The following is a 21894-nucleotide window of genomic DNA, read 5'->3' as shown; positions in this document are numbered from 1 at the left end:
ATGGTTTCTTCCTCTACCATTAAATCTTTGATTGAAAAGAAGGGTAAAGATCTTCCTGAGAGCGTTAAGCAGGAGCTATATGAAAAGCTTATCAAGTACAATGAAAAGTACAAGCTCACCAAGGTTGAGGTGGAAACTATAATAGATGAGGTTATTAAGGAATATGAAAAGGCCCTTATCGAGCCTGGAGAAGCCGTTGGTACCGTAGCGGCTCAGTCTATAGGTGAGCCTTCAACCCAAATGACACTTAATACCTTCCACTATGCAGGTGTTGCTGAGATAAACGTTACCCTGGGTCTCCCTAGGATCATTGAGATAGTCGATGCGAGGAAGAACCCTTCAACACCTATGATGACGGTTTACCTTGATGAAGAGCACCGCTACGATAGGGAAAAGGCCGAGGAAGTGGCGAGGAGAATAGAGGGTACAACTTTGGAGAATCTGGCAAGGACGACTACTTTAGACTTAATTAACATGGAATTTATAGTTGAAGTAGATCCTGAAAGGCTTGAAAAAAGCGGATTGACGATGGAAAAGATTCTTAAAAAGCTTCAAAGCTCATTTAAGAGCGCTGAGTTCGAAGCCGATGGGTACACCTTGATAGTCAGACCTAAGAAAATTGAGAAGATTTCGGATCTTAGAAGGCTCTCCGAAAAGGTTAAAAAGCACCGCCTTAAGGGTCTCTCGGGCGTTGGGAAGACAATCATAAGGAAAGAAGGGGATGAGTACGTCATTTATACTGAGGGATCAAACTTTAAGCAAGTATTAAAGGTTCCTGGGGTCGATCCTACTAGAACGAGAACCAATAATATTCATGAGATTGCGGAAGTCCTCGGAATTGAAGCTGCAAGAAATGCAATAATTGAAGAGATTATAAACACGATGCACGAACAGGGTCTCGAGGTTGATATAAGACACATAATGTTGGTTGCTGATATAATGACCCTTGATGGAGTGGTAAGGCCCATAGGAAGGCATGGTGTGGTGGGTGAAAAGGCTAGCGTACTTGCAAGGGCGGCCTTCGAGATCACGGTTCAACACCTATTTGAGGCCGCCGAGAGGGGAGAAGTTGACAACCTTAGTGGTGTCATTGAAAACGTGCTCATCGGTCAGCCCGTTCCAGTAGGAACGGGCATGGTTAAACTGACTATGAAGTTACCATTAAAACCACAGAAAGAGAAAGAGGAGGTGTAGTGAATGGATCTAGCGTTTGAGCTTAAGAAGGCTCTTGAAACAGGTAAAGTTATCCTGGGATCTAATGAAACTATAAGGCTTGCCAAGACAGGTGGTGCTAAGCTGATTATCGTAGCTAGGAATGCACCGAAGGAGATAAAGGATGACATTTACTATTATGCAAAGCTCAGTGATATTCCAGTTTATGAGTTCGAAGGAACCAGCGTAGAACTCGGAACCTTACTTGGTAAGCCGTTTGTCGTTGCTTCCCTTGCAATAGTCGACCCAGGTGAGAGCAGAATACTAGCATTAGTTAAGAGGTGAGGTAAAATATGCCGTTAAAACTGAACACGGATCAGATAAAGTATATAGCACTTTTCGAGAGCTTCACGGGAGCGACTGTTCTTGACTGCCTAATAGACCAAGAGAGAAACAGGCTTATCTATGTAATTAAAAAGGGAGAAATGGGTCTCGCATTAGGAAAGAGAGGGATAAACGTTAGAAGAGTGGAGAGCTTACTTGGGAAGGAAATAGATCTCATAGAACATTCAGAAAATCCAGAAGAGTTCATCAAGAATATCTACAGAACGATGGGCGTAAAGGTTAAAAGAGTCCACATAACTGAAAAGAAAGACGGTAAAAAAGTTGCACTCTTGGATGTCAACCCAAGAGATAAGCCAAGGGCGATTGGTAGGGGCGGGCATAACATTAATATTGTTAGGCAACTAATGGAGAGGCACCATGGGATTGAAGATGTGATAATAGTATAAGGTGATGCTCATGCCAGGTAAGAAAGCTCCAAATGGAGAATTTGCAGGAAGGAAGTTAAAGCTTAAGAGGAAAAAGTTCAGGTGGAGTGATATTCGTTACAAGAGGAGAGTTCTCAGGCTTAAGGAGAAGAGCGATCCTTTAGAGGGTGCTCCTCAGGCAAGGGGAATAGTGCTCGAGAAGATAGCAGTTGAAGCAAAGCAACCCAACTCAGGGATGAGAAAAGCCGTTAGGGTTCAACTGATTAAGAATGGTAAGGTAGTCACGGCATTCTGTCCTGGAGATGGTGCAATAAACTTCATAGACGAGCACGATGAAGTTATCATCGAGGGAATAGGTGGTCCAAAGGGCGGTTCGATGGGTGACATACCAGGAATAAGGTACAAAGTCGTCAAGGTCAACCGTGTCAGCCTTAAAGAACTTGTCAAGGGTAGAAAAGAGAAGCCAAGGAGGTGAAGGAGGTGGCCAAGCCACTCCAGGAGAGGTTCTTTATTCCTCACGAGATCAAGGTAATGGGAAGATGGAGCACTGAAGATGTTGAGGTTAAGGATCCCTCCCTAAAACCATACATAAACCTTGAGCCAAGGCTTTTGCCTCACACCCATGGAAGGCATGCGAAGAAGCACTTTGGAAAAGCTAACGTTCACATAGTTGAGAGACTAATAAATAAGGTTATGAGGAGTGGTGGGAGTCACTACAAGGTTGCTGGACACTTCATGAGAAGGGAGCACAGGTCATTAAATAGTAAGAAAGTTAGGGCATATGAAGTAGTTAAGGAGGCTTTTAAGATAATCGAGAAGAGGACTGGAAAGAACCCGATTCAAGTTTTAGTGTGGGCAATTGAGAATGCAGCTCCAAGAGAGGATACAACAAGCGTAATGTTCGGTGGTATAAGGTATCACGTTGCAGTTGATATCTCACCACTGAGGAGGCTTGACGTTGCATTGAGAAACATTGCCCTTGGAGCTTCAGCTAAGTGCTATAGGACGAAGATGAGCTTCGCTGAGGCTTTAGCTGAGGAAATAATCCTAGCAGCAAACAAGGATCCAAAGAGCTACGCTTATAGCAAGAAACTTGAAATTGAAAGGATTGCAGAATCCTCACGTTGAATTAGATTTTCATAACCTTCTTATATACCCCTCTTTTTCAATTCTATACGGGGATGCAAATGGTAACGATACTCTATCCTACGGATTTTTCTGAAGTATCTAAAAAAGCCCTCTTGGAATGTATCCCAAAAATTGTATCCACTTTTGGAGAGGATAGTAAGTTAATCCTCCTTCATGTCGTTGATATAACTATGGTTAACATAGAGGCCCCAGCCTTAATGGAAGTTGATAAGAGGGATCTCGATAGGTTACTAATTTTATCCGAGAGATGGGGATTAATGTAGAGACAGTAGTTAGGATTGGTATCCCATCGCTAGAGATATCCGAAGTAGCAAAAGAGGAAAATGTCAACTTAATAGTTATCCCATCCAAAGGGCAGAACATCTTAAGGCAAATGCTCTTGGGTAGTACAGCTTCAAATCTGGCCAGGATAACTCGTAAACCCGTGTTGATCTTGAGGTACGAAGTTGAAGATGGGAAGATTAAATCCCTTCAGGAATGCTCAAACATATTTGAGAGACCTCTTGTTGCACTGGATCTTTCAGAGTGTTCTGAAAAGATCATAAAAAATATTAGGAACTTACCAGAGGTTAAAGAGGCTATCCTATTTCACGTTGTTGATTACGGAAAAGTTGAGGAGCTGGAAGCTAATATAAACAATGCTAAAAAGGCGTTATCTGAGTACGGTAAGCTTCTCCCCTGGAAAATTAAAGTTGAGATACAGGCCGGGATAGCCTCCAGGGGAATAATAGGGGCCGCAATTAATAATGTCGCTACCCTTGTAGTTATAGGGAAGAAGGGTAAGAGCATTCTAAAGGAATTACTCTTGGGTAGCACAGCTGAAAGGGTGATCAGGGATTGTAGGCTTCCAACTCTCTTAATTCCATGCGATTAGGTGATTAAAATGTTTAAGTACAAGCAAGTTATCGTAGCTAGAGCTGACCTAAAGCTGAGCAAGGGGAAGCTGGCCGCTCAGGTGGCTCATGGAGCAGTTACCGCGGCTTTTGAAGCCTATAAAAAGAAAAGGGAATGGTTTGAAGCCTGGTTTAGGGAGGGCCAGAAAAAGGTAGTCGTTAAAGTTGAAAGCGAGGAAGAGTTATTTAAACTAAAGGCCGAGGCTGAGAAGCTTGGGCTTCCCAATGCTCTTATAAGGGATGCGGGATTGACTGAGATACCCCCAGGAACCGTGACGGTATTAGCAGTTGGCCCCGCCCCTGAAGAGATCGTTGATAAAGTTACAGGGAACTTAAAGTTGCTCTAGGAGATTTAAAATGCTAGAGGATCCTTTAAGGAACCTTCGGTATTTAACATCATCTCCTGGGATAGGTGGGAAAATAAAAGTGTATCCTGAAGATTTTATCGTAAAGGAGGTAATTCCAAAGTCAATCTTTAGGGGAGGAAGGTGCAGGATATATCTCCTTAAGAAGAAGAACTGGGAAACGATGGCCGCAATAAAGGAGATTGCGAAGAGGATTGGAATTCACTACTCTGAAATAGGTTTCGCCGGAACCAAGGATAGGCATGCTGTCACCTATCAATACATAAGCATATGCAGGGAAGTTGACCTAGAAAACGTTGCAATTAAAGATGTAACCTTAAGGTTCGTAGGGTATGGAAGGCCGTTGAAGCTTGGTCTCCTTTTAGGCAATTTTTTTAAGATAAGGGTTAGAGATACTACTCCGGAGCTCTTGCCAAACATTTTAAAGGAGGCCAAGGAAAAAGGAGGGTTTCCCAATTATTTTGGTATTCAAAGGTTTGGAGAAAAGAGGAGCGTTAATCACATAGTTGGCAAGTTACTCCTCCTGGGAAAATATGAAGAAGCAGCTGAGGTCTTCCTGGGTTACCCTGGAAATGGGATGGAAGGTGATGAAGCCAGGAAAAAATTCCTGGAAACTAAGAACGTTGATCTAGCCTTAGAAGAGTTTCCAAAGTTTTTGAGATATGAGAGGGCAATGCTCTATAAATACAGGGAAACTGGGAGCTGGAAGAGATCCTTCTTAGCCCTCCCGAGGCCAATACTCAGGATATTTATCCACGCATTTCAGTCTTACCTCTTTAACCTCTACATCTCAAGGAGAATCGAAGAAGGATTTCCGCTAAACGAGGCACTTCCTGGGGATATAGTTGTTCAAGTTAAGAAGGGGATTCCGCTAAGGGATAGGACGTATAGAGTTACAGAATCAAATTTAGACTTTGTCAATGAAAAAATAATGCAGGGAGAAGCAATGGTTTCTGGTCCAATATTTGGATATTCCTATAGGAGATCTCATGGGATCCCAGGAAGATTAGAGGATGAAATATTGGAGGAAGCTGGAGTAAGCTTAGAGAACTTTAAGAGGTTGCCAAAGCCAATGAGGGAGCCTGGAGGGAGGAGGGAATTGTTGATAAAACCTAGGGGATTCAGATACAAAACTGAGGGAAGGGATGTTTTGTTTAAGTTTTTCCTCCCGAAGGGGGTTTACGCTACAAGCGTTTTGAGGGAGATAATAAAACCTACTTGAGCTCTATTCCCTTCACCTTATCGCTCACGTATCCCTCCAGGATCTCAACCCTTATCTCCCTTTTCTCTCCTGTTAAATCTGACATTAAGGAAATAGCCCTTTGATAGTCCCATAGTCTCCTCTTCGCAGCATCTGTAACCTTATAGGCCATGACTATTATCTCTTTTTCCATCTTCTTACTTACCATTTCGATGACCTTAAGGGCATCTTCCTCCGTAAATACTCCCTTCTTTTTCACTAGCATGGCATTCACCTTTTCGGCTTAATGATCTTAGCTATATAAAAGGCCTCGGTGTCGTTATCTTGGGGATGAATTCTGATCGTTTTCTTAAGTTCCTCCGAATATCTTCTCCCTTCCCATTCTAGAACTGGTTCTGTACTTTTTATCGGTAGGTTTATCTTTTTAAGCTTTGCATCTGTTTTTTGAAGGAGATAATCGACGACTTCCTCATTTTCTAGAGGATCCACGGTGCACGTTGAATATACTAGTACTCCCCCTGGTTTTAAAGCCCTGTAAGCTGCAAGTATGAGCTTTTTCTGTAGCCTTGAGTGATAGTAAACTTTGCCGAGGCTCCAAGTCTTTGCAAATTTAAAGTTTTTTCTGATCATCCCCACTGAAGAGCATGGGGCATCGAGGAGAATCCTGTCAAAAGTGTCCTCATATTTAGCGTAATGCGCACCATCCCTTACCGTAACCTTTGCTATCAAAACTCCTGCCCTAGTTAAGTTCGCTATTAGGATGTTTGCCCTATCTCTCTTTGCATCGTTTGCAATTATGCACCCATCATTTTCCATATATTGAGCGATTTGAGTAGTTTTACTTCCTGGGGCCGCGGCCATGTCAAGGATCAGCTCTCCTGGCTTTGGGTCGAGAACAACTGGAGGTATCATAGAGCTAGCTTCCTGGGGGATTATTAAGCCGAGGGAATATTCGATTAGTTCCCCGTAATTAACGCTATAAGAGTTTATGTAGAATCCCTCTCCCTTCGTCCATGGAATCCTCTCGAGTTCAAACTTTTCCTCTAGGAGTTTTTTTATTTCATTTAATTTTCCTTTGAGGGTGTTTATCCTTATGCTTGGCCTCAGCGGTTTATATAGATAGGCCCAGAAATCTTCACTATCATCTAGCTTCGAGTACCTCTCTACTAACTTCCTATTTATCTTAGCTAGCTCCTCCTTATAATCCATCGAACCACCTCATATGTCTGGAACAAGCTGGGCCATCCACTTTCCATTGGGTAACCTCTCTATTTTCATATCATGGTATGTTATGGCCTTAACTTCTTCCTTTGGTTCATGTTTCTTAAGATCTAACTTTTCCCCATAGGCTTTTGCTCTAAGCCTGTACTTTCCATTGACCCTCTCTATCTTTACCTCAAAATCCCTGAAAACTAACCCTTCGATGTCGTGAATTACTAGTAGCTCTTCAAGGAAGCTATATAATAGTGCTTCCAAATCTTCAGCTTCAACTTCAATCTCCCTAACTTCCTTCTTTTCAACTTTATTGACGTTGACCATGACGTCGAACAAAGCTATTGCCACGGCCTCAAAGGCTTCTTCCAGGGAATCACCGTAACCCCTTATTCCTATATCCGCCGTGTGCTCGTAATGCTCCCACTTTTTCATAATCTCACCCCTCTAACTTTAAGCGAGATCTTTTAAAAACAACTATCCTAAAAGAGAGCATGTTTGTGGATGGGGATCTGCACATACATTCTCACTACTCTAAAGCGGTTTCCAAGCTTATGGTATTTCCAATAATAGCCGAGAACGCTAAGCTTAAGGGGCTTGGACTCGTCGGAAGTGGTGATATATTGAATCCAAAATGGGAAGAAGAGCTGCTAAAATATGGTGAAAAAGTTGATGAGGGAACCTTCGAAATAAAGGGCGTAAGATTTTTGCTTACGGCCGAGGTTGAGGATGATAGAAGGGTTCATCATCTCCTAATATTCCCAAGCATTGAACAAGTTCATGAGCTTAGAGAGATCTTAACTAAATATTCTCAGGATCTTGAAGTTGAAGGTAGGCCTCACATTTCTCTCTCGGCCCAGGAGATAGCGGAGATTGCAAATGATTTGGGGATTTTAATAGGACCCGCTCACGCTTTCACACCTTGGACTTCTCTCTACAAGGAATATGACTCGCTTAAGGAAGCTTACGGAGATGCAAAAGTCGACTTTCTTGAGCTTGGGTTATCTGCTGATTCAGAAATGGCCGACATGATAAGGGCTCATCACAAGCTTCCTTACCTTAGCAATTCCGATGCTCACTCTCCACACCCTCACAGACTTGGAAGGGAGTTCAATAGATTTAAAGTCGAGGATATAACTTTTGATGAGATTAGGAAAGCTATATCTGGAAGGGGAGGAAGGAAGATCGTTCTGAACGCTGGTTTAGATCCTAGATTGGGTAAGTATCACTTAACTGCATGCTCTAGATGTTACACTAAATATTCCCTAAGGGATGCAATAGCGTTAAGGTGGAAGTGCCCGAAATGTGGAGGGACAATAAAGAAAGGTGTTAGGGATAGGATCCTGGAGCTAGCCGATACTAATGAAAGACCTAAGGATAGACCTCCTTACCTTAGGCTTGCCCCATTAGCAGAGATAATAGGAATGTCCATCAATAAGGGAATAGAGAGTAAATCCGTAAGGAGAATTTGGAAGAGATTCGTTAGAGAGTTTGGTAGTGAAATAGCGGTTCTAGTTGACGTTCCAATAGAGGAATTAGCTAAAGTTCATGAAGAGGTTGCCAAGGCAATTTGGGCATATAGGAATGGAAAGCTCATTATTATTCCTGGGGGTGGGGGAAAGTACGGGGAAATAAAGTTGCCCGATGAGCTGAAAAATGCTAAAATTGAAAATCTTGAGTCTTTAAGCATAAACCTTAGGGAGGAAAGCATAAAGCCTAAGCAAACATCAATCCTTAATTTCTTAAAATAATTAAATTAGGAAAGCTTTTAAATATGAAGTTTACTCTACATAAAGGAAACTTTACATGCGGGAGTTTGGAGACATGTTCATTTACGAGGAGGATTAAGATGAAAGTGCTAGGTATCATTCTATACCTTAGTGGGTTGGTTATGAGTATCGTAAAGCCCCCCATAGAAAGGCTAGCATGCATGGTAGTTCCAAGTGGAGAGGTTTGTACTGGGGTAAATCCAATAATTTTGTCGATAGAGCTCGGCCTTATATTACTTGGATCGATGTTGCTTGCCCAGTGTAGTAAGGAGAAACTCGGGTGGATGGCGGTCTCTACTGGAGTGGGAATAGCTATTATAGGGGGATACTCGGGTTTATCATCTTTAGTTCTCCTGGGGGCCGTATTGGGAAGCATGGGTCTTGTAGTTTATAAATTAAGGAGGTGAAACCTTGGTTGCGGTTAACGTTGTTAACCTTGAGAAAGATTATGGAAAGGTGAAAGCACTCAGGGGAATTACCTTTTCCATAGAGGAAGGTGAGATATTTGGATTGATTGGCCCAAACGGTGCGGGTAAGAGCACTACCCTTAAGATACTGGCCACCCTCTTGAGGCCAACGGGTGGAAAAGCAGAGGTTTTTGGATTTGATGTAGTTAAGGAAGCAGATGAAGTTAGGAAGCTTATAAGTTACCTCCCAGAAGAGGCAGGAGCTTATAAAAGGCTTACAGGCTTGGAATACCTAAAGTTTATGGCTAAACTCTACGCTAAAGATTCAAGAAAAGCTGAAAAGATGTTGAAGCTTGGGATCGAGCTCAGTGGATTAGGAGATAGGTTAAGGGATAAGATCTCTACCTACTCAAAGGGAATGGTAAGGAGGTTGCTCCTTGCCAGAGCTCTAATGGTTAAGCCCAAACTTGCAATTCTTGATGAACCTACGAGCGGTCTTGACATAATGAACGCCTTTGAAATAAGGAGGATAATTAGAGAGTTCTCGAAGGAGGGGGTTACCTTCCTCATCTCAAGTCACAATATGCTTGAAGTCGAGTACCTCTGCGATAGGGTTGCTCTAATTCACAAGGGTAAGATAGTTGAAGTTGGCTCTCCTCACGAACTTAAGGAGAAACATAAGGCGGAAAATCTTGAAGAAGTCTTTATGGAGGCTGTTAAGAATGTCTGACTTCATGGTTATCCTCATGAAGGAACTTAGAGACATGCTCAGGGATAGAGGGGTAATAGTGGGAATAATAATAGTACCCCTAATCCTTTATCCCGCCCTGGGTCAGATGATACAGATTGGAATGGAGGAGGCCAAGAAAGAGACAAGCGTTGTAATAGCGAACTTCGATGAGGGAGCATATGCTAAGCTTATAATAAAGGGGCTTAAGTTAACTCCCAACGTTACGGTGATTACGATAGAGGCAGAGAGCATTGAAGAAGCTCTTAAGATAGCTCAGGAAAAGAAGTATAATGTTCTCGTAGTTATACCAAGGAACTTCTCAAAAAGCATAGAGGAGAACGAAAAGGCCGTTATCGATGTTTATGGAATCTTCACCGGGCTAAGCTTAGGAATGAAAGAGAGCATAAGTGAGTCAAGGATAAATGCCGTTGTCAACATAATAGGCGAAGAGTTGGCCAAGTTAAAAATCAAAAACAACTTTGAGAATCCTGAGGCAGTCCTTCATCCAATAGAAGTTAAGGGATATTCGGTAGTTAAGGGTAGAATTGTGAACTTACCTCCCTCAATTGTTTCAGGAATTTTAGCATCGCAGGCATTTTCAATTCCAATAGTGGTATTCATAATGTTCACCTTCGTTTCTCAGATGGCTGCAAGTAGTGTGGCAAGCGAAAAGGAGAACAAAACCCTAGAGACCCTCCTAACTTTGCCTGTTTCCAGGACGTCAATAGTTGCCGGGAAGATGATAGGGGCTGGGATAATGGGGTTGATAGCTGCAATATCTTATATGATAGGAATGAGAAAGTACTTTTCGAGCTTTACCGAGATGAACATAAATCTCAGCGAGATAGGAATAAAGATCGAGCCAAGGTCCTATGCTCTCTTCGCGATAATAATGTTCCTTACAATAGTGTTTGCAATAGCTTTGGCCATGCTCCTTGGAGTTTTTGCTGAGGATACGAAAAGTGCCAATACCTTAGTTAGCATGGTAATGATGCCGTTGCTCTTCCCGACCTTTGCATTCATGGTAGTTGACCTTCAGTCGATACCTCCTCTAGTTAGGTACACTCTCTATGCGATTCCATTTAGCCATCCAGTTATAGCCTCTAGGGCCATGCTTTTCGGGGAGTATGAGGTTATGCTCAGGAGCATAATATACTTGACCCTGATATCTCTGCTCACCCTTTACGTAACAGCAAGGCTCTTTTCAAGCGAAAAATTACTAACCGCAAGGCTAAAATTAAAAAGAAGGAGTTAGAGGCTTATTATTCCAAGGATTTCTCCTGTTTTCAAATTTATTATTCTAACTTCTCTCTCTGTTGTATTTAGCAGTGCAACGCTCTTAATGCCCGTTAAATACCCACAGACCTCCCCAGGATTAACTACTATGGTTCTTCCAACTTCTTGTATCCCATATTTATGGGTGTGCCCCCTTATCACGATGTCATAAAGCTGGCTTTTAGCGAAGGCTTCAACAACCCTCTCATCAGTTCCATGGAGCATTACAACCTTAAGGCCATCAAGGTTTAACGTTAGTATATCATCTTTTATTCCAAGTTTCTCTCTTAGACCTTCTCTTTCTCCATCATTGTTTCCAAAAACACCTTTAAGGGGTGCCTTAAGGTTTGACAGCTCCTTGGCCACAAATGGGGCCACGAAGTCACCGGCATGAAGAACGAGGTTTACGCCTTCTCTATTAAAGAACTCAACGGCCAATCTTATGGCCGAGAGATTGTCATGGGTATCGCTCATTATACCGACCTTCATAATCACACCCTCCTAATAACTCTAATCTTTCCAGGTTCTCCAACATTTCCATCTACATCAAAAATCCTTCCCAGGAAGCTTTCGACAACCCAGATATTTGTTTTTAAATGATTTGTAATTTCGCTAACCCATATAACACCTCCCGAAAATGCTAGGAAAGGAATTAGTTGATCACCGAGGAACTTGTCTACGCAATGTCCTGGCTTTAGCTGATCTAATAGTTCTTGAGCGGCCTCCTTTCCAACAATCTCTGCGGGTTTTCCTTTCTTCCCTAGTGCATCCCCTCCCAGCCTTAGGCAATCTGTCTCGGCCCATACTACTATTCCGCTTCCCGGACCAATTGACCTTGAAATCTCCGTCCTTATCTCTATCGGTACTTTTAATTGCAATAGTTCGTCTTTTGCTGCCCTCGCTTGCCTTTCAGCTACATGAGAAGGTAAATTTGTAGCATGACTTATCCCCTCGATCTTTATTATCCTGGAATATTCCTTTGCCACTAACTCCCTCTTTTCATTCCATGGTTCCACGTATCCCTCAACTATCCCACCACCCTTTGGATAGTGTCCCCTCCTAATTACCCTAATTTCTCCATGTATTCCGATCTTTTCCAACGCGAAAAGCGTTACATTGCTAAGGTAGTCAACCGGTGGACTCCAAGATACATCTGTACCTCCCGTTATTCTAAATTTCACCTTTTCCCTAGCGAATACCATTGCAGGAAGTAGGGCTTGGAGAACTAGGGTTATACTACCTGCAGTCCCAATGTCAATGCTTATCTCTTTTGCTTCAAGTTTCTTTGGGATGAACACGAGCTCCCTTGAACCAACGTGAGCACCTTTAACTTCAGCATTTGCAAGATGCTTAAGGGCTAATATAGCATGCAAATGTTGTGGTCTTAGGCCAGGATTCGGCCTATTGGCCCTGATGTTCACTATTCTCACAGGCTCGCCCGTTATCGTCGAAAGTGCAACTGAAGTCCTAAGAATTTGACCCCCTCCTTCCCCATAGCTTCCATCGATGGTTATCATATAATACCCCCGGTGACTATCGTGGCCATTTCCTTTAAAAGCTCTATTTCGCTTTTTCTTCCCCTCTTTCTCAACTTCTTCCATAGATTTGAAAGTATCTCCACCCCTAGGAACGTTTTATACTCCTCCGGAAACATTGCAACGAGATCTTGGGGAACTTTAGTTCCAAGCACCATTGAAAGCATCTGAGCAAAAGTTTCATCGTCGAAGGGAGGAAGGTTTATCCTTATGGGGAACTTCAATCCGGAGTACCTTTCAGGGTACTTAGTGTCTACAACTAATGTAAAGTTAAGTGGTATCCTTATTTGTCTCCCCTTAAGTGAAACCTTAACTTCTCCTCTTCTTTTCAGCTTCAATAGCATAACTACTAGGTCCCTAGGAGGCTCGGTAAGAACTAAGAATCCTTTCATTGCTTTAACGAATAGTGGGGGTTCATATACGTTCTCTTCAACTTCTTGAAATGAGAAGCTATCGAGCTCGTCAATATGAGCATCCCAATGAACAACAGGTGGTGTTATTATCACCCTATCTAAATATGATCCCTGGACGGTGTGTAGCTCCTCGTCGAAGACCTTTATTATTATGTTATCCCTTTCAATTAATCTGGGGATCGATACCACTCCTTTTACAGCTCTTTTAATTACCTCTGGAACGTTCAACTCGGCCCTATTGAGAATGAATGTGTCTTCCATGAGGGATAGCAGGAGTAGCTTTTTCATGTACTTCTCCGGTAACTTTAAATTCGAAAAGTCTATAGATATTTCTTCCTTTATTATCGTTGATACTTTATCTTTATCTTCTCCCTGGAGCCTCTCAATTAGAGACTTAGAAATTGCAGTTATCTGATAAATTTTCTCAGCTCCTCTCGTATGTAAGACGCCGTTTGAGACAAGTCTTAGTCCGAGTCTAGCGAGCATTGCAGAGAGATCTTCCTCGGTCCTTGTGCTGATAATATCTTTTCCTTTTATATCTTCTAATCCCCTTTGAATAACAACGAAGTCTGAGGGATGAAGGTTATTCTCCCTGAGGAATTGATCTAGGATCGTTATCGCGAGATCCTCGTTCAGTGCATAGACCTTGATAAACTCTATTGTTCCATCCTGTTTCATTCCTGCAAAAACTACAGAATCGTATCTTTCCATGGGCTTACTTATCCCCTCCATATTTCGTCTCCCATTCTTTGAAATAACTCTTTCTCCTTAAAATAACTTTGCAAAATCCTTATATATTCTAAACGTAACACTCAGATGGAAATCTAAATGGAGGTGAGGAATATGGTGGACTACGAGCTTTTAAAAAAGGTAGTTGAAGCCCCTGGAGTTTCTGGGTATGAATTCTTGGGGATTAGGGATGTTGTTATAGAGGAGATCAAGGACTATGTAGATGAAGTTAAGGTTGACAAGCTGGGAAACGTTATAGCTCACAAGAAGGGAGAAGGGCCAAAAGTTATGATAGCGGCCCACATGGATCAGATAGGGTTGATGGTTACTCACATAGAGAAGAACGGATTCTTAAGAGTTGCTCCGATTGGAGGAGTCGATCCAAAAACTCTGATAGCTCAAAGGTTTAAGGTCTGGATTGATAAAGGTAAGTTCATTTATGGAGTTGGCGCATCGGTACCGCCTCACATTCAGAAGCCAGAGGACAGGAAGAAGGCCCCTGATTGGGATCAGATATTTATAGACATAGGTGCTGAAAGCAAGGAAGAAGCTGAGGATATGGGAGTTAAGATCGGGACGGTAATTACGTGGGATGGAAGATTGGAAAGGTTAGGTAAGCATAGGTTCGTAAGTATAGCTTTTGATGATAGAATTGCAGTATATACGATACTGGAAGTTGCCAAGCAGCTTAAGGATGCTAAGGCTGATGTATACTTCGTTGCCACTGTTCAGGAGGAGGTAGGACTTAGAGGTGCTAGAACGTCAGCATTTGGAATCGAACCCGATTATGGCTTTGCGATTGATGTTACTATAGCAGCAGACATTCCAGGAACGCCAGAGCACAAGCAAGTAACCCACTTGGGAAAGGGAACTGCGATAAAGATAATGGATCGCTCGGTTATATGCCATCCAACGATAGTAAGATGGTTGGAGGAATTGGCGAAGAAGCATGAGATACCATACCAGCTTGAGATCCTCTTAGGTGGAGGAACGGATGCCGGAGCGATCCACTTAACAAAAGCAGGTGTTCCAACTGGAGCATTAAGCGTTCCAGCTAGGTATATTCACTCTAACACTGAAGTCGTTGATGAAAGAGACGTTGACGCAACGGTTGAGCTAATGACTAAAGCCCTTGAAAACATCCATGAGCTTAAGATCTAAACGTTTATTTACCTCTTATTTTTACCATATTTCTGGTGAATTCATAATGAGGGTTATTAAGGAATGGAATGTAAAAATTAAGCTAGTAAGGACCAAAAGAGGCGCAATTCTTCATATGATAGAACTTAAACCGGGGCACTTTTTCCTGGAACAAAACCCACTTAAACCTTCTAAATATGGAGAAGCTTACAGGAAAATAAAGCAAAATTTCCCAGAATTTTACTTCTTCTGGGAAATAAAGGATAATAAATATACTGGAAAAGTCTTTGCCGGGGCATTCCTTGAGAAGGAGGAAATAGATGAATTCCTAACGCTTTTAGCAAAGACGGAGGACTTCAAAAAGCTAGAGCATGTGTTGGAAGAGATTGAGGAGATTGAAGAGGGGGAGGAATAATATTTTTAAATCCTACCTCTATCACTTTTTGTGAGCGGGGGTGCCCGAGCCTGGCCAAAGGGGCCGGACTTAAGATCCGGTGCCGTAGGGCTGCGCGGGTTCGAATCCCGCCCCCCGCACCAATTCTTGCATAGGTGAGAAAGATGATGCCAATGAATCCTAAGCAACTTAAAAAACTTATGAAACAGCTTGATATGAGGCAATTAGAAGGTGTTAAAGAAGTAATCATAAAGATGGAAGATCGGGAGATAATAATAAAGGAACCTATCGTCACTGTTATTAAGGCAATGGGAGAAAAGATGTACCAAATAGCTGGAGGGAGCGAAGAGGAAAAAGCTATTATAAATATTTCGGAGGAGGATATAAAGCTTGTTATGGAACAGGCTGGAGTTGATTATGAAACTGCAAAAAAAGCATTAGAGGAAACTGGTGGGGATTTAGCAGAGGCCATTTTAAGGTTGACCGATAGCGGTGTCGAGTAGTTTCATTGAAACCGACTTTTTAATTTCGGGCTCAAGTTCCTCTATGTATTCGCTATACTTCTTCATGAATTCCAAGGCTTCTTTGGGTAGTTTATCTTTCTTAATTAACCTTTTCAGGACTTCTCTTAGAAATCCTAAGTTCTTCAGCCGGGATAGAAATGCATCTGCAAGTTCCAATCCAGCCTTCACTGAGTTTTCATCCTTCTCCTCTAATAGGTTTAATGCTGTTTCAATTAGATCATCCATTAAGGAAGGATAGTTAGTTGCAAGTCCTGCTAAGACTTTTGCTGAAGTTGATCTTATCCAGGGGTTATAATGGGTTAAGAGCTGTTTTAGTTGCGGGATTATCTTTGTAGCATCATCTATTTTCAGATAATCCACAGCGTTTGAAATTACCCAAAGTGCATCTAGCTTTGTCAGCAAATCCCCAGAAATGAATAACTTAACTACCAGCTGTAGAACCTTATAATCCGATTTCGCAAGTTCCAAAACGGCCAAGTGTTGTTCTCTTTCAAACATCTCTTTAATTATTTCTATTGTGTAATCTTTTTTCTCAACATCGATTGGTTGTTCAGCTTTTTTGAACTCCCCCTTTAATATTTCATCTATTTTATCCTTGGTGGAACTAGCTTCTCCCATTTCATCAAGTTTCTTGGAAGCTTTTTCAAGGCTCTCCCTTGAGAGATACTCTTTCCTGTCTATTGCAACTTCAACTATTCCAAGTGCAGCTTTCCTAACAACGGGATTTTCATCGTTTAACACGTCAAGGGCCAAGTTAAATGCCTCTTCCATGATCTCTGGATCTTTAGTTCTTACAACGATCTCTTTTAGCACTCTTAGGGCGGAGACCTTTTTCTTCTCGGATTTTCCTTTTAGGATGTTCTTGATCCAGGAGAATATCATCCTTGCTACTCTTATTATTTTAGCACCTAGAGTTGCAACTCCCTCTGCGGCGTACTCATTTATCGGTTCTGGCTTGTTCTCCACGATACCGATCAATATCTCGGAAAGTCTAGTACTTATATCCTCTGGTAACTCCATGAAGGTCACTATGGCATTTATAGTCTCAACGGCCTGCAAAACTACGGTTTCATCCTTGTCATCTAATAGCCTTATAAGATCTGGAATTACCTCCTTTACCTCATCGATCCCTAGCTCTTTTTTCATTGCAAGCTTCTTTATAATGTACAGGGTCCCCTTTTTTATCAAAGGATCTTTCTCTTGCAATGCCTTTTTGAGTATCGATATTCTATTCTCCCTGTCTTCTTCAACTATCTGGAGGGCTTTTCTCACCCTCCACCCTTTTAAATTCTCCATATATTCTTCATAAACGCTCATTTACCTGCCCTCTCCAGGATTGTTGCTAATAAATCCATTAAGGACAATATTATCCTTCTTTCCTCTTTGCTTGACATTTTATAAATCTGATCTAATTCTTTAATTGTGGCCTCTATCAGTTCCCTCTCAATTTTAGTAAAGTACTCTGCTGTCGATGCATAGAATCGAAGAATAACTAACCTAATTTTGTTCTCCTTAAGCCTTCTCAATGTTATGAGTAGGGTTGCTTTGAAGATTTCAACGTCATTAGTATACGCGAGGAGCTCTCTTATTATTTCGAGTCCAATCTTTACTTCCTCTTCTTCCTCACTCTTTAATAAGGAATCTAGAAATGTTAGGATATCTCTTCTAACTTCAGGGAAAAGTAGATAAAGCTCCGCTAAAGTTTTTATTGCACTATTATGTATCCAAGGGTTTTTATCCTTCACTAACGTCTTTAACTTAGAGAAAATATTCCCCAACTTTTCGGAGGGTATAAACCTGAGTATCCTATAAATCACCCAAAGAGCATCCGCTCTTTTTAAGTAATCTTCTGAAGATAGCATGTCGATTATAGCATTTTGAACGTCTTCATTTTCTTTTGCAATCTCCGCTACTATTTCATGCTTTTCTAGTGCGAACAGCTTTTCAATGTCTTGAATCGAAATTTCATGGTTCTTAGTGGGTAAAACTTCTGGAACTTCACTTTGGATATCGCTAAGAGTTTCAGAACTTATCTCGTCTTTCTTTTTTGTGAGAATGATCTCTAAGGATGAAAGGGCTTTTTTCCTTACTTCACTATCCTGTTCCCTCTTTAGGACATCCCTGATCTCTTTTGCGATCCCCTCAATAACATTCTTATCTTTACTCCTACTGGCAATTTCGGTAAGGGCCGTTAAGGCGGCCTCTTTGACCTCCCTATCTTTGCTCTCTCTTACTAAGGAGACAAGAAAGTTTATAACCTTCTTTATGAGCGTTGTAATTTTTGCTCCAATGATTCCAAGTTCTTCAGCAGCATATTCTCTTAATATTCCTTTTTTAGTAGTTATAACGTTTGTTAATGTTGCTATTATCTTATTATAACTGTCATCTGAGAGGTTAACATCTTCTAAAATAGTTCTGAGGCATTTCATTCCTCGGAGGGCTATTTTTTCATTGGAACTCCTTGTAAGTGTTATTATATCATCTAATAGCTCGTCAACTTCATCCTCCTTAAGTGCTTTCCTTTTTATTAACTTTTCAATTATGAAAAGGGTGTTTTCCACGACTATATTATCCTTATCGTGAAGAAGGGGCCGTAAGATATCTACCTTTTCTGGAGAAAGTTGGAGGGCTTCACTAACTTCACGAACTTTCCATCTTTTTAAGTCTTCACGGAGTTGGGTTAAATTTATTATTGAGAAACTTGATCCCATGTGAGCACCTCATAATCTAATTTTCACTTAATAAAATATAAGGATTTAGGAAAATTCTACTTTATTGGAAGTTCTGTAGTTTCCTTATGGGTCTTGAGAACTATCATTGTATGGGTTCCTTCGACTCCAGGAATACTGCCAATTAAATCAAGAAAATTATTTAGTTCTTCACTATTCTTTGTCCTTATCTTGACAACCATGTCATAATCTCCTGTAGTTTCATAAACTTCAACTATCTCAGGGTACTTTGCTAAATTTGATGCTACCTCTGAGTACTTCCCAGCTTTGACTTTTACCAAGATAAAAGCGAGCATTGAGTATCCTAAGGCCTCGGGATCTATTATCGCAGTAAACTTTTTAATTACTCCACTCTCTCTTAGCTTTCTAATCCTCTCGTGGATTGTAGACTCTGCGAGTCCAGTAATCTTCGATATCTCTCTCAGGGGAGCTTTCCCATCGTTTTGAAGAATTTTTATTATTTTTTTGTCGATTTCGTCAAGAGGAACCCGCACCTTTCCTCCCCTCAGAAAATTTTTCAAAGAATAAAATATAAATTTGATGGGATCTCATGTAAACTCGGTACTCCTACGGAAAGAGTTATAAACTAACTTCCAATTATGTGTGTGAAACAAGGTTGGGGGGAGGAAAATGGCCGAGAGACCGCTTGACGTTATCCACAGGTCATTAGATAAAGATGTGCTCGTGATTCTTAAGAAAGGATTCGAGTTTAGGGGTAGGCTCATTGGGTATGACATTCACCTGAATGTAGTTCTCGCTGACGCTGAAATGGTTCAGGATGGGGAAGTCGTGAAGAAATACGGTAAGATAGTTATCAGAGGAGACAATGTACTTGCAATATCTCCAACGGAAGAGTGAGGTGAGCTACGATGAGTAGCGGAACACCCTCTCTTGGAAAAAGAAATAAAACTCCAACCCACATAAGGTGCAGAAGGTGCGGTAGAAAAGCCTTTAATGTTAAGAAAGGCTACTGTGCAGCATGTGGCTTTGGAAGGAGCAGGAGACTTAGGAAATATAGATGGAGCAAAAAGTGGAAGAAAAAGAAGAATGTACATTAGCTCTCTTTCTTTATTTACTTATGCTTAGCCTTCCATTTACTCCACTTGTAAAGTGCTGATAGAGCTTTTACTGCTCTCTCTGGTTCAGGATAAGCTGGAATTCCATTCTCATTTAGGACATCAATAGCTTGCTTGGCCTCAATTCCTCCCACTATTGCAACTACAAGTGGCTTCTTTCTTCCACTCTCATTGTACTCCCTTATGATCACATCTGCTAATTCTCTTGGGTCAAGAACAGCCGTTTGGCAGTATAAGACAATGATTGAATGCATATCTGGATGAGCAAGTGCATCTCTTATTGCCCCTTCATAACTCTTTGCGTCGGCCATTCCTGTTAAATCTACGGGATTCTTGTAGCTTCCGAACGGAGGCATGTGGTTTGCAAAGATCTTTAGTTGCTCTAGGTCATCGTAAAGATGCAAACCTTCCTCCTCAGCAGCATCAGTTGCCATGACTCCAATTCCGCCACCATTTGTTATTATTACAACGTTTTCTCCCTGAGGTTCGGGTAAATTGCTTAGGGCTCTCGCCCAATCAAAGGCCTCTCCAATTGTTAAAGCCCTAAGAACTCCAGTTTGCTTGAAAGCGGCTGAATAAATTGTATCACTTCCCGCAAGTGAACCTGTATGAGATGCTGCAGCTTTAGCTCCCCTTTCGCTTCTTCCAGCCTTTATAACTATTATTGGCTTCTTCTTACTAACCTCTTTTGCAACTTCCATGAATCTCCTTCCATCCTTAACACCTTCCATGTAAATTAGGATTGCCTTAGTGTTCTCATCATCCTTGAAGAACTCAAGGAGATCCGCATCATCGATATCCGCTTTATTTCCAACGCTAACCACGGCTGAAAGTCCTATCTTTTCCAGTATTGTCCATCCCATTAGGGCTATTCCAAGGGCTCCACTTTGGCTTATCAATGCTAACGGCCCTGGGAGGACATCAGTTGGACCAAAGGTTGCATTTAATTTTGCTGGTGTGTATACCACTCCAAATATGTTGGGCCCTAGTATTCTCATTCCATATTTTCTTGCAGTTTCCACTAATTGTTGCTCTACCTTCTTTCCTTCTTCCCCAAGTTCTCCGAATCCTGATGAGATTATTGGAGCAACCTTTACTCCTTTCTTTCCACACTCCTCAACGACCTCTGGTACAGATTTTGCTGGAACAACTATAACTGCCATATCGACTTCGTCTGGAACCTCTAAAATGCTCTTATAGACTTTGAATTTCCTACCACTTATCTCCATTTCTCCACCCTTGATGTTCACAGGGTATATCTTTCCTTCGTAGCCATACTCAATCAAATTCTTCATAATTGCATATCCTATCTTTCCTGGCTTTGAAGAAGCTCCTATAACAGCAATACTTTTTGGATTAAAAAGAGCTTCTAAGCTCATTTTTATCCCTCCCAGGATCTTTCCATTTTTGATTTTTCGACAAATGTTATAACTTTTCCCGTCTCATTATGTCGATAATAACTTCGACATTCGTTAAACCTTGAGGGCTAGCCCGATGATATCCCTAATACTTGAGAATCCCTCCTCCTTGAGGTACTCAATTATCCCATTCGAAATTTCCTTAAACACTTTAAATCCTCTAAGGTATACGGCAGTTCCTATCTGAAGGGCAGATGCTCCTGCTAGTAAAAATTCTACAGCATCCCGCCAGCTAGTTATTCCTCCAATTCCAATTACTGGAATATCTAAAACCTTCGCTAAATCGTAAACAGCCCTAAGCGCTATTGGTTTTATCCCCGGCCCTGAATATCCTCCAACTTTATTGCTAAGTATCGGTCTCTTAGCGTAGATATCAATGGCTATTGCTTTCACAGTATTAATTGCTGAAACCCCATCGGCTCCTCCTCTTTCCGCTGCTAATCCGAGCTTTGTTATGTCATTAACATTTGGAGTTAGTTTGGCTATAACTGGCTTATCTGTTACATCCTTGACAGCTTTTACAACTTCATACACATTTTTAGGGTCTTGCCCAATTTCCATACCATAGCCTTTCGCATGGGGACAGCTCAAATTTAATTCAAAGGCATCTGCAACTGGTTCTAACTTCTCTGCAAGAAATGCAAACTCTTCCGGTGTGCCTCCAAATATTGAAACTATCACTGGAAAGTCAAACCTTTCATCAATAAATTCATTTAAAAATGCCTCCCATCCAGGGTTTGGGAGACCCATAGCATTTATTAACCCGTAGGGTAGTTCAACGATAGTTGGATTATCGTAACCCTTTCTAGGTTCCTTACCTATGGATTTTGTAACGACTCCTCCTGCTCCTTCATTGTGGGCTCTCCTGAGTAGTTCCGGTGTCATGTCAACTACTCCAGAGGCTAATATTAGGGGATTTTCAAATCTAATGCCAAAGAGTTTTACCTCTAGCATCCTTTTCACCATTCAAAGTTTCAAATAAGGTTTTTATATTAAACTGTAATTCTAAAATT

General features: G+C 41.5%; 29 protein-coding genes and 1 tRNA gene. 19 read left to right on the top strand and 11 right to left on the bottom strand.

The window, feature by feature from the left end; translation table 11 throughout:
* The 9 genes from rpoA2 to truD are packed head-to-tail and all read left to right on the top strand — an operon-like array spanning position 1 to position 5551.
* Entirely contained in the window at positions 1-1194 is a 1194-nt protein-coding gene (gene rpoA2, locus PH_RS07300; protein ID WP_010885623.1) for a DNA-directed RNA polymerase subunit A'', read from the top strand.
* 3 nt (positions 1195-1197) lie between these two features.
* Positions 1198-1497: a 50S ribosomal protein L30e gene (locus tag PH_RS07295; protein ID WP_010885622.1), complete on the top strand. Its 300-nt coding sequence runs from the start codon at positions 1198-1200 to the stop codon at positions 1495-1497.
* An 8-nt stretch (positions 1498-1505) separates the two neighbouring features.
* Entirely contained in the window at positions 1506-1943 is a 438-nt protein-coding gene (locus tag PH_RS07290; RefSeq protein WP_010885621.1) for a NusA-like transcription termination signal-binding factor, read from the top strand.
* Between the two features lie 10 nt (positions 1944-1953).
* Complete coding sequence (locus PH_RS07285; RefSeq protein WP_048053423.1) at positions 1954-2397, top strand: 30S ribosomal protein S12; 444 nt, start codon at positions 1954-1956, stop codon at positions 2395-2397.
* Positions 2398-2402: 5 nt separating this feature from the next.
* Positions 2403-3050 carry a 30S ribosomal protein S7 gene (rpsG, locus tag PH_RS07280; protein ID WP_048053422.1) on the top strand — a complete coding sequence of 216 codons (648 nt, stop codon included), beginning with the start codon at positions 2403-2405 and terminating at the stop codon, positions 3048-3050.
* Between the two features lie 53 nt (positions 3051-3103).
* Positions 3104-3334, top strand: a complete 231-nt coding sequence (locus PH_RS10090; protein ID WP_010885618.1) for a hypothetical protein — start codon at positions 3104-3106, stop codon at positions 3332-3334.
* Positions 3319-3945, top strand: coding sequence for a universal stress protein (locus PH_RS07275; protein WP_010885617.1), 627 nt, complete (start codon positions 3319-3321; stop codon positions 3943-3945). The genes PH_RS10090 and PH_RS07275 overlap by 16 nt, the downstream gene beginning before the upstream one ends.
* Positions 3946-3954: 9 nt before the next feature.
* Positions 3955-4311 (top strand): peptidyl-tRNA hydrolase Pth2, encoded by a 357-nt coding sequence (gene pth2, locus PH_RS07270; protein ID WP_048053421.1) that lies wholly within the window; start codon positions 3955-3957, stop codon positions 4309-4311.
* 10 nt (positions 4312-4321) lie between these two features.
* A complete protein-coding gene (gene truD, locus PH_RS07265; RefSeq protein WP_010885615.1) occupies positions 4322-5551 on the top strand; it encodes a tRNA pseudouridine(13) synthase TruD in 1230 nt (409 codons plus the stop codon).
* On the opposite strand, the gene PH_RS07260 is transcribed toward truD, so the two are convergent.
* Genes PH_RS07260 through PH_RS07250 form a run of 3 tightly spaced genes read right to left on the bottom strand, consistent with a single transcriptional unit; the run spans position 5544 to position 7177 of the window.
* A complete protein-coding gene (locus PH_RS07260) occupies positions 5544-5795 on the bottom strand; it encodes a hypothetical protein (RefSeq protein ID WP_048053420.1) in 252 nt (83 codons plus the stop codon). The genes truD and PH_RS07260 overlap by 8 nt on opposite strands.
* Before the next feature lie 5 nt (positions 5796-5800).
* A complete protein-coding gene (locus tag PH_RS07255) occupies positions 5801-6739 on the bottom strand; it encodes a tRNA (cytosine(49)-C(5))-methyltransferase (protein WP_010885613.1) in 939 nt (312 codons plus the stop codon).
* Between the two features lie 9 nt (positions 6740-6748).
* Entirely contained in the window at positions 6749-7177 is a 429-nt protein-coding gene (locus PH_RS07250) for an archease (protein WP_010885612.1), read from the bottom strand.
* Between the two features lie 59 nt (positions 7178-7236).
* Here PH_RS07250 and PH_RS07245 point away from each other — a divergent pair, with 59 nt between their 5' ends.
* From PH_RS07245 to PH_RS07230, 4 genes are all read left to right on the top strand, one after another.
* A complete protein-coding gene (locus PH_RS07245) occupies positions 7237-8493 on the top strand; it encodes a TIGR00375 family protein (RefSeq protein ID WP_010885611.1) in 1257 nt (418 codons plus the stop codon).
* Between the two features lie 98 nt (positions 8494-8591).
* Positions 8592-8918 carry a hypothetical protein gene (locus PH_RS07240; protein WP_048053419.1) on the top strand — a complete coding sequence of 109 codons (327 nt, stop codon included), beginning with the start codon at positions 8592-8594 and terminating at the stop codon, positions 8916-8918.
* Positions 8919-8922: 4 nt separating this feature from the next.
* Positions 8923-9648, top strand: coding sequence for an ABC transporter ATP-binding protein (locus PH_RS07235; RefSeq protein ID WP_048053418.1), 726 nt, complete (start codon positions 8923-8925; stop codon positions 9646-9648).
* Positions 9641-10903, top strand: a complete 1263-nt coding sequence (locus PH_RS07230; RefSeq protein WP_010885607.1) for an ABC transporter permease — start codon at positions 9641-9643, stop codon at positions 10901-10903. The genes PH_RS07235 and PH_RS07230 overlap by 8 nt, the downstream gene beginning before the upstream one ends.
* Here PH_RS07230 and PH_RS07225 read toward each other — a convergent pair.
* Genes PH_RS07225 through PH_RS07215 form a run of 3 tightly spaced genes read right to left on the bottom strand, consistent with a single transcriptional unit; the run spans position 10900 to position 13603 of the window.
* Positions 10900-11412, bottom strand: coding sequence for a metallophosphoesterase (locus tag PH_RS07225; protein ID WP_048053417.1), 513 nt, complete (start codon positions 11410-11412; stop codon positions 10900-10902). The two genes, PH_RS07230 and PH_RS07225, sit on opposite strands and share 4 nt — an antisense overlap.
* 2 nt (positions 11413-11414) lie before the next feature.
* Positions 11415-12440, bottom strand: coding sequence for an RNA 3'-terminal phosphate cyclase (gene rtcA / locus PH_RS07220; RefSeq protein ID WP_048053416.1), 1026 nt, complete (start codon positions 12438-12440; stop codon positions 11415-11417).
* Positions 12437-13603 carry a hypothetical protein gene (locus tag PH_RS07215; RefSeq protein ID WP_010885604.1) on the bottom strand — a complete coding sequence of 389 codons (1167 nt, stop codon included), beginning with the start codon at positions 13601-13603 and terminating at the stop codon, positions 12437-12439. Before PH_RS07215 ends, rtcA begins: the two co-directional genes overlap by 4 nt.
* 111 nt (positions 13604-13714) lie before the next feature.
* On the opposite strand from PH_RS07215, the gene PH_RS07210 reads away from it, so the two are divergent.
* From PH_RS07210 to PH_RS07195, 4 genes are all read left to right on the top strand, one after another.
* Complete coding sequence (locus tag PH_RS07210; protein WP_048053415.1) at positions 13715-14761, top strand: M42 family metallopeptidase; 1047 nt, start codon at positions 13715-13717, stop codon at positions 14759-14761.
* 46 nt (positions 14762-14807) lie between these two features.
* Positions 14808-15155, top strand: coding sequence for a DUF7132 family protein (locus tag PH_RS07205; RefSeq protein WP_048053414.1), 348 nt, complete (start codon positions 14808-14810; stop codon positions 15153-15155).
* A 34-nt stretch (positions 15156-15189) separates the two neighbouring features.
* A tRNA-Leu gene (locus tag PH_RS07200) sits at positions 15190-15277 on the top strand.
* Between the two features lie 21 nt (positions 15278-15298).
* Positions 15299-15637: a nascent polypeptide-associated complex protein gene (locus tag PH_RS07195; protein WP_048053413.1), complete on the top strand. Its 339-nt coding sequence runs from the start codon at positions 15299-15301 to the stop codon at positions 15635-15637.
* Here PH_RS07195 and PH_RS07190 read toward each other — a convergent pair.
* The 3 genes from PH_RS07190 to fl11 are packed head-to-tail and all read right to left on the bottom strand — an operon-like array spanning position 15608 to position 18881.
* On the bottom strand, positions 15608-16975 hold the full coding sequence (locus tag PH_RS07190) for a hypothetical protein (RefSeq protein WP_010885599.1): 1368 nt from the start codon (positions 16973-16975) through the stop codon (positions 15608-15610). The genes PH_RS07195 and PH_RS07190 overlap by 30 nt on opposite strands.
* A complete protein-coding gene (locus PH_RS07185) occupies positions 16972-18369 on the bottom strand; it encodes a hypothetical protein (protein ID WP_010885597.1) in 1398 nt (465 codons plus the stop codon). The genes PH_RS07190 and PH_RS07185 overlap by 4 nt, the downstream gene beginning before the upstream one ends.
* A 56-nt stretch (positions 18370-18425) precedes the next feature.
* A complete protein-coding gene (gene fl11, locus PH_RS07180; protein ID WP_010885596.1) occupies positions 18426-18881 on the bottom strand; it encodes an HTH-type transcriptional regulator FL11 in 456 nt (151 codons plus the stop codon).
* A 136-nt stretch (positions 18882-19017) separates the two neighbouring features.
* Here fl11 and PH_RS07175 point away from each other — a divergent pair, with 136 nt between their 5' ends.
* Together PH_RS07175 and PH_RS07170 are read left to right on the top strand one after the other, a co-directional pair.
* Positions 19018-19245, top strand: a complete 228-nt coding sequence (locus PH_RS07175) for an LSm family protein (protein WP_010885595.1) — start codon at positions 19018-19020, stop codon at positions 19243-19245.
* 11 nt (positions 19246-19256) lie between these two features.
* Positions 19257-19445 carry a 50S ribosomal protein L37e gene (locus PH_RS07170; RefSeq protein WP_010867766.1) on the top strand — a complete coding sequence of 63 codons (189 nt, stop codon included), beginning with the start codon at positions 19257-19259 and terminating at the stop codon, positions 19443-19445.
* A gap of 14 nt (positions 19446-19459) precedes the next feature.
* Here PH_RS07170 and acs read toward each other — a convergent pair whose 3' ends face one another.
* Both acs and PH_RS07160 read right to left on the bottom strand, forming a co-directional pair.
* Positions 19460-20842, bottom strand: coding sequence for an acetate--CoA ligase alpha subunit (acs, locus tag PH_RS07165; protein WP_010885594.1), 1383 nt, complete (start codon positions 20840-20842; stop codon positions 19460-19462).
* A gap of 93 nt (positions 20843-20935) precedes the next feature.
* Entirely contained in the window at positions 20936-21835 is a 900-nt protein-coding gene (locus PH_RS07160) for a dihydroorotate dehydrogenase (RefSeq protein WP_048053412.1), read from the bottom strand.
* Between the last annotated feature and the right edge of the window lie 59 nt (positions 21836-21894).

Origin of the sequence: Pyrococcus horikoshii OT3, assembly GCF_000011105.1 — an archaeon.
Lineage (GTDB): Archaea > Methanobacteriota_B > Thermococci > Thermococcales > Thermococcaceae > Pyrococcus > Pyrococcus horikoshii.
This window is presented reverse-complemented; position numbering and strand designations above follow the sequence as displayed.